The 14,752-nt window shown below is 63.9% G+C and carries 14 protein-coding genes; 12 read left to right on the top strand and 2 right to left on the bottom strand.

From position 1 onward, the window contains the following. Position 1 precedes the first annotated feature (1 nt). From peaA to qhpE, 7 genes are all read left to right on the top strand, one after another. Complete coding sequence (peaA, locus tag ACODR8_RS07865; protein WP_489006716.1) at positions 2-1,732, top strand: quinohemoprotein amine dehydrogenase subunit alpha; 1,731 nt, start codon at positions 2-4, stop codon at positions 1,730-1,732. Next, the gene (gene peaB, locus ACODR8_RS07860; protein WP_489006715.1) at positions 1,729-3,183 is read left to right on the top strand and encodes a quinohemoprotein amine dehydrogenase maturation protein; all 1,455 of its coding nucleotides are present in this window, start codon (positions 1,729-1,731) and stop codon (positions 3,181-3,183) included. Before peaA ends, peaB begins: the two co-directional genes overlap by 4 nt. Then, entirely contained in the window at positions 3,180-3,539 is a 360-nt protein-coding gene (gene qhpC / locus ACODR8_RS07855) for a quinohemoprotein amine dehydrogenase subunit gamma (protein WP_217675223.1), read from the top strand. Before peaB ends, qhpC begins: the two co-directional genes overlap by 4 nt. An 8-nt stretch (positions 3,540-3,547) precedes the next feature. After that, complete coding sequence (locus ACODR8_RS07850; protein ID WP_294135285.1) at positions 3,548-4,636, top strand: YncE family protein; 1,089 nt, start codon at positions 3,548-3,550, stop codon at positions 4,634-4,636. Then, the gene (locus ACODR8_RS07845; RefSeq protein ID WP_489006714.1) at positions 4,633-5,640 is read left to right on the top strand and encodes a hypothetical protein; all 1,008 of its coding nucleotides are present in this window, start codon (positions 4,633-4,635) and stop codon (positions 5,638-5,640) included. Before ACODR8_RS07850 ends, ACODR8_RS07845 begins: the two co-directional genes overlap by 4 nt. 156 nt (positions 5,641-5,796) lie before the next feature. Continuing rightward, positions 5,797-7,410: an ABC transporter ATP-binding protein gene (locus tag ACODR8_RS07840; protein ID WP_489006784.1), complete on the top strand. Its 1,614-nt coding sequence runs from the start codon at positions 5,797-5,799 to the stop codon at positions 7,408-7,410. Continuing rightward, positions 7,403-8,077: a subtilisin-like serine protease QhpE gene (qhpE, locus tag ACODR8_RS07835; RefSeq protein WP_489006713.1), complete on the top strand. Its 675-nt coding sequence runs from the start codon at positions 7,403-7,405 to the stop codon at positions 8,075-8,077. Before ACODR8_RS07840 ends, qhpE begins: the two co-directional genes overlap by 8 nt. Here the strand turns inward: qhpE and ACODR8_RS07830 are convergent. Beyond that, on the bottom strand, positions 8,011-9,009 hold the full coding sequence (locus tag ACODR8_RS07830; RefSeq protein ID WP_489006712.1) for a HupE/UreJ family protein: 999 nt from the start codon (positions 9,007-9,009) through the stop codon (positions 8,011-8,013). The two genes, qhpE and ACODR8_RS07830, sit on opposite strands and share 67 nt — an antisense overlap. Continuing rightward, entirely contained in the window at positions 8,993-9,850 is an 858-nt protein-coding gene (locus tag ACODR8_RS07825) for a peptidylprolyl isomerase (RefSeq protein ID WP_489006711.1), read from the bottom strand. The genes ACODR8_RS07830 and ACODR8_RS07825 overlap by 17 nt, the downstream gene beginning before the upstream one ends. Before the next feature lie 139 nt (positions 9,851-9,989). On the opposite strand from ACODR8_RS07825, the gene urtA reads away from it, so the two are divergent. The 5 genes from urtA (at position 9,990) to urtE (ending at position 14,719) form a co-directional block, all read left to right on the top strand. Then, positions 9,990-11,201, top strand: coding sequence for an urea ABC transporter substrate-binding protein (gene urtA / locus ACODR8_RS07820; protein ID WP_489006710.1), 1,212 nt, complete (start codon positions 9,990-9,992; stop codon positions 11,199-11,201). A gap of 144 nt (positions 11,202-11,345) precedes the next feature. Further along, positions 11,346-12,233, top strand: coding sequence for an urea ABC transporter permease subunit UrtB (urtB, locus tag ACODR8_RS07815; RefSeq protein ID WP_489006709.1), 888 nt, complete (start codon positions 11,346-11,348; stop codon positions 12,231-12,233). Next, the gene (gene urtC / locus ACODR8_RS07810) at positions 12,226-13,254 is read left to right on the top strand and encodes an urea ABC transporter permease subunit UrtC (RefSeq protein WP_489006708.1); all 1,029 of its coding nucleotides are present in this window, start codon (positions 12,226-12,228) and stop codon (positions 13,252-13,254) included. Before urtB ends, urtC begins: the two co-directional genes overlap by 8 nt. Continuing rightward, entirely contained in the window at positions 13,251-14,009 is a 759-nt protein-coding gene (gene urtD, locus ACODR8_RS07805) for an urea ABC transporter ATP-binding protein UrtD (protein WP_489006707.1), read from the top strand. Before urtC ends, urtD begins: the two co-directional genes overlap by 4 nt. Beyond that, positions 14,006-14,719, top strand: coding sequence for an urea ABC transporter ATP-binding subunit UrtE (gene urtE / locus ACODR8_RS07800; protein WP_489006706.1), 714 nt, complete (start codon positions 14,006-14,008; stop codon positions 14,717-14,719). The genes urtD and urtE overlap by 4 nt, the downstream gene beginning before the upstream one ends. The last annotated feature ends 33 nt before the right edge of the window (positions 14,720-14,752 follow it).

Raw genomic sequence — 14,752 nt, 5'->3', positions numbered from 1 at the left:
GGTGAAGCGGGTAACACTCTCGAAATTCGGGTTGCTGGCGCTGTTTTCCACCTCGATCCTGTTTGCGCAGGCCGATGGCGGGCCGGACGGCGCGACGATGAAGGAAAGCGATCCGGGCATCCCGGTCGCCGACGCGCTGGTCAAGGAAAAATGCGGCACCTGCCACACCCCCGATGCCAAGGGGAATTTGTCGCGGATCAGCTGGGTTCGCACGACGCCCGAAGGCTGGTCGCAGGCGATCAAGCGGATGGTGCGGCTGAACGGCCTGGCGATCACGCCCGATGAATCGCGGGCGATCGTCAAATCGCTGTCATCGTCCCATGGCCTGGCCCCGCAAGAGGCGCTGCCGGTCATGTATCTGGCCGAAAAGCGGACGATCGACGAAACCAATATCCCCAACGAAACCATGCGCGGCGCGTGCGCCGCCTGCCACAGTTTCGCCCAGCCCTTGTCGTGGCGTCGGTCGAAGCTGGAATGGAAGCAATTGCAGGATCTGCATGTCGCCATGTATTCGCAGGCGGACGCGCAATATCGTCGCCCTGCCGAGGATAGCGAACAGCCAGTGGGCCGCGACCCCAAGGACAAGATGCTGCGCGGCGAATATGCGCTGACCTATATGGCCAAGGCCGCGCCGCTGCACACGCCCGAATGGGCCGCATGGCGATCGCGCCAGAGCGTGCCGCGTCTGGCAGGCGAATGGCTGGTCGTGGCATCCGCGCCGGGGCAGGGACGGTTCGTGGGCAATTTCAGCGTCCAGCCGGGCAAATCGGCGGACGAATTTGTGACCAGCAGCACGCTGCGGTCGCTGACCAATGGCGGCACGGTTAGCCGCAGCGGCGCGGGTATCGTCTATGCGGGCTATAGCTGGCGCGGATCATCCAAGGGGGCCGTGGCGGCCGGCAAGCCCGACGATCTGGCAAGCGCCGCGCGGGAGACGATGTGGTTCGCCCCCGATCAGCAGAGCGCCGTAGGGCGCTGGTATTGGGGCGATTATCAGGAATTCGGGCTGGACGTGAAACTGATCCGCGCAACGGCTGCGCCCGCTGTGCTGGCGGTGGTGCCTGGCCCGGTCAAGGCCGGAACCAAGGGCACGCAATTCCGTATCGTGGGACATAATCTGCCCGTATCGCTCACCCCCGCCGACATTGATCTGGGCGTCGGCGTGACCGCGACGAAGATCGTGTCGGCCAGCCCGCAGGAGTTGGTGGTGACCGCTGATGTCGCCGCCAGCGCGGCATCGGGACAACGCAGCGTGGCAATCGGCGGCGCGGTCTTGGAGCAGGCCTTCCCGGTCTATAGCAAGATCGACTATATCAAGGTGACACCCGAAACCGCTGTGTCGCGGCTGGGCGGGATTAAATTCCCCAAAGGCTATGCGCAGTTCGATGCGACCGGGTTCGAAAATGGCATCGACGGCAAGCAGGGTACGGCGGATGACATTGCGGTCGGGCCGGTCGACGTCACCTGGTCCACGCAGGAATATCTGGCGGTCTATTATGATGATGACGCCAAATATGTCGGGGCGCTCAGCCCGGCTGCGCTCTTTACCCCCAATAGCGAAGGGCCGAACCCGGCCCGCCGCTTTGGCCGCAACAATTATGGTGATGTCTGGGTCGTCGCCACGGCCAAGGCCGAGAAGGACAAGTTCGGCAAGCCGCTGACCGCCCGTTCCTACATGGTCGTCACCGTACCTGCCTATCAGAAATGGGATCAACCGGAGGTGTCGCAATGACCGTGATGCAGGCACCCACCTATCGCCGGGCAGAATATCATGGCTTTGACGCCGGGGGCAGCGACTTTGTCTATCTGGTGAGCGCAGGCGCGATCTTCGAGATCGACCCCGATGTGCGCGCGGTTCTGGACCGGCTCGACGGGCAGGAACTGACCCATGCGGCGCTGGTCCGCGAACTTGTCGCCGAAGGGCGCGCAGCGGAAGAAGCCGATGGGCTGGTGCGCGAATTGCGGCAGGCGCGCCTGATCCATCTGGGCCATGCCATGCCGGTGGCGCAAGTGCCGCAAGCTCCCCCGGCGGACTTCCCGTTGCAGGCGCTGGTGCTGAACGTCACCAACCAGTGCAATCTGGCCTGCACTTACTGCTATGAATTTGGCGCGGACAAGATCGCGACGCCGGCGGGCAAGCCCAAATATATGACGCTCGACACCGCGATGGCGTCGGTCGATCTGCTGATTGCCGAGGCGGTCGGGCGTAAGTCGGTGCATATCACCTTCTTCGGCGGCGAAACGCTGATGAATTTCAAGCTGCTGCGCGATGTGGTGGCCTATGCCAATCATGCAATAGCCTTAGCGGGCAAGGCGATCACCTACAGCCTGACCACCAACGCCACGCTGTTGACGCCGGAGATCGTCACCTTTCTGTCGGACAACCGGGTCGGGGTGACCGTGTCCATGGACGGCCCGCCGGAATTGCAGGACAAGCATCGCGTCTATAAAAATGGCAAGGGCAGCTATGCGGTGATCGAACCGCGCCTGCGCACGCTGATCGCCCATCACAAGACGCGGGCGATCACCGCGCGGGTGACGCTGACCGAAGGCGTGACCGATGTCGTCCGCATCTTCCGCCATCTGAAGGATGATCTGGGCTTCCACGAGGTGGGCTTCGCGCCGGTGACGACGGGCGAGGAGCGCGCCTATTCGCTCAATGGCAACGGCATGGACAGCGTGCTGGCGCAGTTCAACAGCCTAGCGGACGAGTGGCTGGAATATGCGCTGCGGGGGGAATCGCACGGCTTCACCAATGTCAGCGAAACGATCAGCGAGTTGATTTCGGGCGTCAACAAATCGCATCCCTGTGGCGCTGGGCTGGGCCTGATGGGTGTCAGCCCGTCGGGCGACCTGTCGCCCTGCCATCGCTTCACTGATGCGGATACGCACACGATGGGGCATGTCTCCAGCGGCATCGACCGGGCCAAGCAGGGCGAGTTTCTGGCCAAAGGGCATGTCGAGGCCAAATATGACTGCCAAAGCTGCTGGGCGCGTCCGCTTTGTGCGGGCGGATGCCATCATGAGGCGTTCGTCCGCTATGGCGACACCGGCCACGCCAACCTCCATTATTGCGACTGGATACGCCAGTGGACCGACACCTGCCTGCGTATCTATGGCGTGCTGTCGGTGCGTAATCCCGGTTTCTTGGAACGCTTTGCCGAAAGAAAGGGGCTGTCATGAAGCATCTTCGTGCCATCAATAAAAAGGCGCAGCGGATCGACGAGGCCGTGACCCAGATGGAAGCGGCCGCATCGCCCAATGCGGACATGGAGGAGGATGTCGTCGCCCTCCAGCAGGCCCCGCGCCCGCATGTGCCGATGGGCTGTTCGCTCTCTTTCTCCCCCGGCTGGGAAGTCGATGCCAGTGGCGGGACGGCGGGGCTATGCCAGCCGGTCGAGCGCGACATTTACGACTGCTATGTCACCTGTTTCTGGCCGGTCCAGGTGCCCGATCATGTCAACTACTCGCCCGACTGGGCCAGCAACTGCGCCACCGCGACCAAGGACTGGCGCAGTCTCGATCTCGTTTTCCCATGAGGGCCGCCATGCCAAAATATCGTCTGATGCTAGGCGCTGGCCTTGCGATGCTGAGCGCCATGCCCTTGAATGCGGCGACGTTGTTCATGGGCTCCTATCCCGACCGCCTGCTGGTGTTCGAGGAGAGCAAGGGCGCGGTTACCGGCACGATCAAACTGGACACCGGCCTGCCGACATCGATGCAATTGTCCGATGATGGCAAGCGCATCTATGTGACGACCATCACCACCAGCGGGATCGAGGTGATCGACACCGCGACGCGCAAGGTGATCAACAAGTTCAGCCTGAACGATGGCACGACCCGCTATCGTTTCTGGGGCGGCGTACCCGATCCGACCGGGCGCTATTTCTACACCGTGATCTCGAAGTTCGAGAAGGGGATCGACCGCTATACCGTCAGCAAGCCCATGTATGGCGTCATCGACCTGAAGCTGCAAAAGGTCGTCCGCACCGCCGAAATCGACAAGGAGGATGAGCGTTCCGGCGGCTGGCGCGCGGGTTATAAAGTGTCGCCCGACGGCAAAACGCTCTACGCCTTTGGTGAGAAGGTCGCGATCATCGACGTGGCGACCCTCAAGGTCACCGACCGGATCGACCTCGCCAAGCCTGAAGGCACCGGCATGGAGAATGTCGGCTTTGGCGGCACATTGGATGCGATCCGCACGCCGGGCCAATATGTGTCGCTGTTCAATGCCGCCGACGCCTATGTCCATAACAAGATGTTCGGCATGGCACGCTTCGACCTGTCCACCCGGCAGTTTGATTTCACCCCCATCGGCCCCGCGCCTGACGCCATGGCCGGACTGCAGGTTACGCCCGATGGCAAGCAGGCCTATACCGTCGTCACCAACGGCAAATATGGCAATAAGCGCTGCGAATTCTGGCATATGGACATGGCCAGCAACGCCGTGGTCGACAAGGCGGAATTTCCTTGCCGGTCCCGTTTTCGCCTGGGCATGTCGACCGATGGTGCGAAGCTCTATATCTATGGCGCGAGCTATGATCTGGAAGTCTATGACGCCAAGACATTGAAGCATGAGGTGACGCTGGACCTGGGCTATGACACCACCGGTGCGGGCATGGTCGCGGTGGAATGACCGAGCAGCGCATGATCGTCGGCATAAGGGGCAGCGGGATTGCCGCGACGACATGCGCACATCTGTTGCAGGGGGCGGGCCTTCGGATCGCAAGCGAAGCCATCCATCGCGCGCCGGTGCCGACGATCATGCTCAGCGATCCGGCCCTGGCGCTACTGCGCGACATATTCGGGCGGCCCGACCTGTTTGCCGATAGTCCCCGGATCAAGCGGCGCGTGGTTGCATGGGGCGGCGCGCCGGTGGTGGTGCCGCATGGCGCGGCTCTGGCGTCAGAGGATGCGGTGCAGGCGGCGCTGGCGGGGGAGCAGCCTGTCGCACGGGACGATCCGATCGATTTCTCCATCCACGCTGCGCCGCCGATGCCACTGGGCGAGACACGCATCTTTGGCGATCGCCATGCCGTGGCGACCAGGGTGCGGCTGCGTGACCCGGCTTGCGGCGAAGAAGGCCGGATCGAGGCGGTGCCGAACGGCTGGCTGTTCCTGGTGCCTGCCGGAGCGGACGAAGGCTGGTTGCTCGGCGTAGGGGGAACGCTGGACGATTTGCTGGCGCAGAGCGGATTGATCACGCCGGTGGTCGATGCCGTGGGGGCGGTATCGATGCCCTTTCTGGCCGCGCCGCGCCTGCATCTGCCGTTGTGCGGCGACGACTGGCTGGCCTGCGGCACGGCGGCGCTAGGCTTCGATCCGATCTGCGGCGATGGCATGGCGCAGTCGGTGCGGGAGGCGATACTGGCGTCAGCCGTTTTGATCGGTATAGCGGAGGGCGGTGATGCGGCGGCGCTGCTGACCCATTACCAATCGATGCTGATCGCGGCGATGCGGCGGCATCTGCTGCTCTGCGCGCAATTTTACGCCAGCGGCGGGATCGGCGAGTGGTGGCGGGCGCAGCATGACGCGCTGATGGACGGGCATCGTTGGTGTACCTGCCTGCTGGCCAAGATGCCGGAGCCTGCCTTTGTCTTGGACGGTGTGCGGCTGCTGCCCCGGCGGCAGGCGGCGTGAGCATTGCGAACATCCATTTCATTCCGTCATTCCCGCTTGCGCGGGGACGACGAGTGGAAGATCATTTGGGTGACTAATCTCTCACCCCCCGTCGCCGACTGGAGCGCCTACAAGCGGCTGACGCCATTCTTGCGTCCCTATCGCGGCGCTCTCATCATGGTGCTGGCGATCAGCCTGATCTCCACCGCGCTGGGGCTGGCCCAACCCTATCTGTCGAAGCTGATGATCGATGAGGCGCTGTTGCGGCGGGATATGGGCGCGCTGGTGCGGATTGCGGCGATCATGATCGGTGTGACAATCGCCGGGTTCGCGGTCAATATCCTCGCCAGCTATCGTTATGTCGCCCTCTCGGCGGCGATGCTCTACGACATTCGGGCGGCCCTGCTGCGCCATCTCCAGACGCTCTCGCCGCGTTTCTATGGCAGCTTCCGGCTGGGCGACCTCGTGTCGCGGATGAATAGCGATGTGAGCGACGTCCAGCGGATCGCGTCCGACACCTTGCTGTCCGTGGTCAGCAACCTGCTATTCTTCGTCGGCTGCGTGGCGATGATGCTGTGGCTCGACTGGCGGTTGTTTCTGGTGAGTGTGGTGCTGGTCCCGGCCAGCCTTGCGACCTTTGCCTATTATCAGCGACGGCTGACCGCACTGACCCGCGACATGCGGGAAAAGGGCGCGGATCTGGGCAGTCTGCTGGTCGATACGGTGATGGGGATGCGGGTCGTCGCCTCGCTCCGCGCGGGCGAGCATGAGGTCGGGCGCTTCCGGCAGAAGAATGACGCTTTCGTCGGCGCGATGCTGCGGATGCAGGTCGCTTCCTATATGACGGGCGCTCTCCCCGGCACGCTGATGACGGCGGCGACGTCCGCGGTGATCCTCTATGGCGGCTGGCGCATCATTGAGGATGGCATGAGCATCGGCACGCTGGTCGCGTTCATGACCTATCATATGCGGCTGCTCTCGCCGATCCAGACGCTGATGGGGCTGACGTCGGGGCTTGCTTCCGCGCGGGTGTCGTTGGGCCGGATATTCGAGCTGTTCGATACCAGGGCGGAAGTGGTCGAACGCGCCGATGCCTTGCCGCTGGAGCGCGCGGGGGTGATGCGGTTCGATCGGGTGGCGATGCGCTATGATCGCGATGCCGTGCTGCGCGACATTGACCTGACGATCCCGGCGGGCAGCCTGTGCGCGATTTTGGGGCCGAGCGGCGTCGGCAAATCGACCATGGCCGACCTGATGGTCCGTTATCTCGATCCCGATGGCGGGCAGGTGCTGGTCAATGGCCGCGACCTGCGTGACTATGCGCTTGATGATTTACGGCGGGAGATCATTCTGGTCGATCAGTCGCCCTATTTGTTCAACGATACGATCGCGGCGAATATCGGCTTTGCCCTGCCCGATGTGCGGCAGGCCCAGATCGAGGCAGCAGCCCATGCGGCGGGGCTGGACGACTTTATCGCGCGCTTGCCCTTGGGCTATGAGACGCGCGCCGGGGAGCGCGGCATGGCGGTGTCAGCGGGGGAGCGACAGCGGATCGTCCTGGCGCGGGCGCTGCTGCGGTCGCCCAGCATATTGATATTGGACGAGCCGACGTCGGCGCTCGACGGAGAGACAGAGCAACTGATCGCCGGGCGGCTGCGCGGCGCGCTGCCCGACGCGACGATCATCATCATCACCCACAAGCCCGCCATGGCGCAGATGGCCGACATGATCGTGACGCTGGCAGACGGTTGCGCGCAGGTAGAGCGTCGGGGCGAGCCGGTTCATGCCTGATCCAGTGCGCATCGCCATCATCGACAGCGGGGTACATCCCGACCATCCGCATATCGACGCCGCGCGTCTGCTGCCGGGCTTTGCCGTGGCGCGCGATGGCGGGCTGAGTGAGGGCGATACGCTGGACAGTTTGGGCCATGGCACGGCGGTGACTGCGGTGATCATGGAGCAGGCACCCGCTGCGCTGTGCCTGCCGATCCGCGTCTTTCACGAAGCGCTGCGGGCCAGCGCGCGGGCGCTGGTCAGCGCGATCGACCGGGCAGTGGCGGCGCGGGTCGATATGATCAATCTCAGCCTTGGCACCGTCAATCCGGCGCATGGCGAAGCCTTTGCGGCGGCAGTGGCACGGGCCGAGGCGGCGGGGGTGCTGATCGTCGCGGCGCGCGATGTGGACGGGCAAGCCTGCTATCCGGGCAGTCTGGATGGCGTAGTGGGCGTCAGCCTCGACTGGGACTGTCCCCGTGAAACCTATGTTGAGCGGGGCGGGATCATCCATGCCTCTGGCCACCCCCGCCCAATCCCCGGCGTCGAACAGCGACGCAATCTTTACGGTGTCAGCTTCGCGGTCGCCAATGTCAGCGGGATCATCGCGCGGGCGCGTCAGGCGACGCCAAACCCCGCGACCCGCTCGACCATCCAGAAACAGCCGATCGCGCCGACCGCATAGAGCGCGGCGACCCGCACCGGCGTGGCCAGCGAGATAGCGCGCAGGCCCGCCAGTGCCGCGATGATCGCGCCGACGAACAGCAATTGCCCGGCTTCGACGCCGATGTTGAAGAAGATCAGCGCGGGCAATTTCTCGCCCGCCTGCACGCCCAGTTCGCCCAGCGCTGTGGCAAAGCCAAGGCCGTGGAGCAGGCCGAACAGCGAGACGACGATGAGCTGGCGGCGGAACGCGAACCCCTGTTCCCCCTTCCCGACCAGCAGCGCCTCGCGGGCCATGAAGGCGATCGACAGGGCGATAGCGGCCTCGACCGGGGGGACGGGGACGCGGACCAGTTCAAAAAAGGCGACAGCGAGTGAGACAGAGTGACCGGCAGTGAAGGCACTGACAAGCCACAATAATTCCCGCCCCCGCGCAAGCAGGGCAAGGCACAGCACGAAGGCGAGATGGTCCCAGCCCAGCCAGATATGCCAGACCCCCTGCGCCAGGAATTCGGGCGCGATCTGGGTCAGGGGTCGCTGGGCCGCTGCGGTTTCACCGACGGGTATTGCAATACCGTTCGTATCCCCGGTCAAGCTGCGATCGACCTGGCTGCCCATGACATTGGTGACGAAGCGACCGCCATCGGCACGCCAGGGTGTCTGGATCATGTCACCGGTAGCAAAGGGACGTTCGCAGCCAAATTCAAAGGCATATTGCGCCCGTCCGCCGCTGGACTGGCGCGTCATGCCGGTCTGGCTGCACCCGTCTGGCCAGGCGACAGGAGCAGGCTGACCGACCGTTTCCGGCACGGCGGCGGTAAATTCATATGTGTTGGCGTCCTCGCCCCGTGTCAGGGCGAAATCGGCGGACAGGAAGATGTCGGCCATCGCCGTCGCCGGCAGCAGCAAGCCGAGCGCCAGCAGCAGTGCAGCCAGACTATTCTTCCACATCATATTTCTCCTTGAGGCCCGACAGCGCCTTGCCGATGGCGGCATTGCTGTGGGCGATCATATAATCCTGCCGCACCTGATCGCGGATGGCGGGGAAGGGGATCATGGCGCTGGCGATGCTCTCGCTCTTGCGCACGAAATGCCAGCCACGCGGCGAGCGGACCGGGCCGAACCAGCGGCCTTCCGGCGCAGTTTTGAGCGTGGCGACGAAGGGCTGCCCGAAAATGCCGCGCACCATCGAATCGCCATAGCGCGGGAAGCTGCGCCCCAGCCAGAAATCGTCGCCGGGGATGGTTTCACCGGCATTGAGCTGCGCCAGTAACAACGCGGCGTCAGCAGGTTTCTGCGCCAAGTAGATCTGGGTGAAGCTGGTGCGCGGTTCTGCGCGATATTGCGCCAGATTGTCGGCATAATGATTGACCAGCTGCTCCTGCGTCGGTTCGGGCGGTGCGCCCGCAATCAGGTAGCGAACCTTGTCCACCAGCCGCTTGCGGGTTTCCCCGTCGGTCAAATGCATGTTGCGGTCGATCGCCTCGCGAAACAGCAATTCCTCGGCCAGATAATCGCGCTTGATCCGCGCCTTGTCTGCGGCAGTGGCAGGGCGACCGACCAGTGTTTCATATTCCCCGACCATCGCCTGTTCGACCTGCGGGGTGAAAACGACCGGCGGCTTTTGCGCCCGTTCGATGATGGAATAGCCGCCGAACAGCGCCACCCCCGCAGCCATGAAAGCCACCAACGGATCGCGGATGGCCTTGCGCGCCATGGCAAGGATATGGGGTGGCGAGGCTGAAGATTTCGCCACCATCGCGTCCGCCGCCATCTGTCCCGCCCCGTCTGCCATGGCGCAATATTAGGGTGAGCCTGCGCGCGGGTGCCTACGTCAAATGACGCATACGGGGGATAGGCGGCTTTCCATAGCCTTGAGCGGTCCAGATTGCTGCAGCGCCACAACCGGCCTGCCAGGGGGAGACCTACACATCATGATCCGATCCAGGCTGCTCATGCTTGCCACCTCTGCCTGCGCGCTGGCGCTGGCTTCCTGTTCCGGCGGGGACAAGGCGAGCGCGCCTGCGGGCGACAGCGTGGCGGTGGGCGTGCTGCAATCGCTGACCGGCACGATGGCGATTAGCGAGATCACGGTGAAAAATGCCGAGATGCTGGCGATCGAGGAGATTAACGCGACTGGCGGCGTGCTGGGCAAGCAGATCAACGCGCTGGTCGAGGATGGCGCCTCCGATCCGTCCACCTTCGCGCAAAAGGCGTCCAAGCTGATCGAGAGCGACAAGGTCGCCACCGTGTTCGGCGGCTGGACCTCCGCCAGCCGCAAGGCGATGCTGCCGGTGTTCGAGCGGACGAAGAACCTGCTCTGGTATCCGGTGCAGTTTGAGGGCAATGAATGTTCGCCCAACATCATGTATTCAGGCGCGCAGCCCAACCAGCAGGCGCTGCCCGCGCTCGAATGGGCGGTGAAACAGGGCTATAAGAGCTTCTTCCTGGTCGGGTCCGACTATGTCTATCCCCGCACCGCCAACCTGATCCTGAAAAAACATATCGAAAAGGGCGGGATGCAGGTGCTGGGCGAAGCCTATGTGCCATTGGGCGGGACCGACTTTTCCGGCGTGATCGCCAAGATTGCGCAGGCCAAACCCGCGATCATCATCAATACGCTGAATGGCGACAGCAATGTCGCTTTTTTCAAGCAGATGCAGGCCGCCGGGATCAGCCCCAAGACGATGCCGGTCATGTCCTTTTCCATCGGCGAACAGGAAGCGCAGGCGATGGGCGCGGGTCTGGTCGAGGGCAGCTATGCCGCCTGGAATTATTTTCAGAGCCTGACCGGCGACGCCAATGCCAAATTCATCGCCGCCTACAAGGCCAAGTTTGGCAAGGATGCGGCGATCACCGACCCGATGGTCCATGGCTATCTGGACGTTTATGCGTGGAAAGCCGCGGTGGAGAAGGCCAAGAGCTTTGACCCCGACGCGGTGCGCAAGGCCGCGGCTGCGCTGGGCGGTTTCGCGACGCCAATGGGGACGGTCAGCTTTGCGGCCAACCAAAGCCTGGTGCAGAAAGCCTATATCGGCAAGCTGAAGGCCGATGGCCAGTTCGAGATCATCGCCGACAGCGGCAAGGACATCGTGCCGGAGCCTTATGACGCGCTGGCCTTCCCCGGCAAGACTTGCAAGCTGTAAAATGCCGATCAAACCCGTCATCCCCGCGAAGGCGGGGATCCATCTCCGGCCCCAGCGACCGGCGCGAAGTCGGGAGATGGATTCCCGCCTTCGCGGGAATGACGGAGGAAACGGGGTGAAACGATCCTTCCGGGCGGTGGTATAATGGACGCCCTTTTCCTCAACCAGCTGTTCAATGGCGCGTCGCTCGCCTCGCTCTATCTGTTGGCCGCGCTGGGCCTGGCCCTCTCCTTCGGGCTGATGCGCGTCATCAACATGGCGCATGGCGAAATGTTGATGCTGGGCGGCTATCTCGCCTGGATGACATTGCTGGTTGTGCCGGGCGCGCTGGGGATTTTGCTCGCCATCCCCGTCGCGTTCGTGGGCGCAGCGGCGATGGGCGGGTTCATCCAGTCGACCCTCATCCGCCACCTGTCCGCGCGCCCGCTCGACACGCTGCTGGCGACATGGGGCGTCAGCCTCATCCTCCAACAGGGCGCGCGCGACCTGTTCGGCGCGATCGGGGTGGAGGTACGCGCGCCCGAATGGCTGACGGGCAACTTCGTGGCGTTCGGCGTCACCCTGCCTTCTGCGCGGCTGTTCATCATCGCGATCGCGGCACTCGTGCTGGGCGGGCTGGCATTGCTGCTGCTCAAGACGCGGATTGGCCTGTTGGTGCGGGCGGTCAATCAGGACCGGATGATGGCGTCGGCCAGCGGCATCGACGTCAAGCGCGTCGATTTCACCATCTTCTGCCTTGGCTCCGGGGTCGCGGGGCTGGCAGGCGTCATGCTCGCGCTGCTAGGTCCGGTAACGCCCAATGTCGGGCAAAGCTATATCATCCCCGCCTTCCTGGTCGTCGTGATGGGCGGGCTTGGCAGCATCGTAGGCACGACCGCATCGGCGATCATATTGGGACTTTTCGCCGCACTGGCGCAAATTTTCGTCGATGTCAGCGTGGCGCAGATGCTGCTGCTGGTGTTCGTCATCCTCTTCATCCAGGTACGCCCGCAAGGCGTCGTCGCCGTAAAGACCCGCCAGCTCGATGCCTGATCTCTCCCGCCTTTCGCCGCTCAAACCGGTATTGCCGTGGCTGTTGCTGGCGCTGGGCGTCGCCGCGCCCTTTGCGCTGTCCAGCTATGACCTCAACCTGCTGGCCCGCTTCATGGCGATGGGCATCCTTGCCCTCGGCCTTGTCCTCATTTGGGGTCATGGCGGCATATTGAGCCTGGGGCAGGGGGTGTTTTTTGGCCTTGGCGGCTATGCCATCGCGCTGCACATGAAGCTGGCCGATCTGCCAGCGGGCGAATTGCCCGACTTCATGGTGTGGAGCGGGCGCGAGAGCCTGCCCTTCTGGTGGACACCCTTTGCCAGTCCGGCCTTCACGCTGGCGGCGATCATCCTTGTGCCGACGCTGGTCGGGGCGCTGTTCGCCTGGGCCGTGTTCCACCGGCGGGTGGGCGGCACCTATTTTGCGCTGATCACGCAGGCATTGAGCCTTGCCTTCGCGACGCTCATCATCTCGCGGCAGGACGTGACCGGGGGCTTTAACGGGCTCACCGATTTCTACTCCATCTTTGGCGTGAGGCTGGCCAGCCCCGGCACCGGGTCGATGCTCTACTGGATCACGCTGGCCATATTGTGCGGGGCGTTCGTTGCGCTGCGCTGGCTGCTGGCGTCGCGCTTTGGCATTTTGCTGCGGGCGGCGCGCGACGGCGAAAATCGCGTGCGGTTTCTGGGCTATAACCCGACGCCCTTCAAGGTCGCGGCCTTCGCCATCGCGGCGATGCTGGCGGGGATTGGCGGCGCGCTGTTCACGCTGCACGCAGGCGTTGTGTCGCCCGCGCTGATCGGCGTCGTCCCCTCGATTGAAATGGTCGTGTGGGTCGCGATTGGCGGGCGCTACAGTCTGGCGGGGGCGATTATCGGCGCTTTGCTCGTCAATCTGGCGCGCGATGCGGTGTCTAGCGCCTTTCCCGAATTGTGGCTTTATCTGATGGGGGCGCTGTTCATCTTCGTCGTCACGCTACTGCCGCGCGGGCTGGCTGGCATCGCCAAAGGCAAGGCGGCATGAGCGGATCGGCCATATCCGACCTGATCCTGAGCGTCGATGGCGTGACGATCGACTATAGCGGGTTCAAGGCGCTGGACGGATTTTCGATGACACTCAACCGAGGCGAAACCCGCGTCGTGATCGGTCCCAACGGCGCGGGCAAATCGACCCTGTGCGACACGATCATCGGCCGGGTGCGGCCCAGCACGGGCCGGGTGATCTTCAAGGGCGAGGAAATCCACCGCTTGCCCGAACAGGCGATCGTGGCGCGGGGCATATGCCGCAAGTTCCAGGCGCCCGGCGTGTTGCCGACATTGAGCGTGCGCGACAATCTGGCGCTCGCCGCCCGCCGCGACCGGCGTTGGTGGAAGAGCCTTGGCACCGGCATCCCGGCGGACGAGCGTGCAGCGGTGGACGAAGCACTAGAGAGCGTCGGCCTGACCCATCGCGCCACGGTGGAGGCAGGGACGCTGGCCCATGGCGAGAAGCAATGGCTGGAAATCGCGATGGTGATGGCGACGGGGGCGGAACTGCTGCTGCTGGACGAGCCGACCGCAGGCATGGGACCGGCGGAAACCAGCCGCACGGCTGAGCTGATATTGGGACTGGGCGACACACGCACCGTGCTGGTGATCGATCATGATATGAGCTTTGTCGAACAATTGGCCGCGCCCGTCACCGTGATGCATCAGGGCAAATTTCTGAAGCAGGGCAGCGTCGCTGAAGTGCGCGCCGACCCGGAAGTCGCTGCGGTCTATCTGGGCCACACCGCATGAGCGCGCTGCTGGAAATGGACGGCCTGTCGAGCGCCTATGGCCAGAGCCAGGTCTTGTGGGACGTGGAACTGACGCTGGCGCGCGGGCAGGTGATGGCGCTGATCGGCCGCAACGGCGTGGGGAAGACGACGCTGCTGCACACGATCATGGGGACGCGGCCGGTGACGGGCGGGACGATCCGCTTCGACGGGCAGGACATCACCGCGCTGCCTGCGCACAAACGGTCGCGTGCGGGGATCGGCTTCGTGCCGCAGGGACGGCATGTGTTTCCGCAACTGACCGTGATGGAAAATCTGGAAACCGGCCTGTCGGCGCTGACCGGGCGGGGCAGGGGTGCAGCCAAGGTGCCGTCGCATATTTTCGACCTGTTCCCCAAACTCTACGACATTCGCACCCGCGCGGCGGGATTTCTGTCGGGTGGCGAGCAGCAGCAACTGGCGATAGGTCGCGCTCTGGCTGGGGAACCCAGCCTGCTGCTGCTGGACGAACCGACCGAGGGCATCCAGCCCAATGTCGTGCAGCAGATCGAGGCGGCCCTGGTCCATGTCCGCGACCAGCTGGGCATGACGGTGCTGGTGGTCGAACAATATCTCGATTTCGTCTGGCGCTTTGCCGATCGCTATTGCGCGATGCAGAACGGACGGATCATCCGGCAAGGCGCGATTGCCGAGGAAAGCGCGAAAGATGTCGCGCATCTGGTGCAAATTTAGGGCGAGATGAGGTTAGAGTAAAACTCCCAACCT

This window comes from Sphingobium sp. FG58, assembly GCF_057809055.1.
Note: the sequence above shows the minus strand (reverse complement) of the source record. Positions and strands in the feature narration are given on the sequence as shown.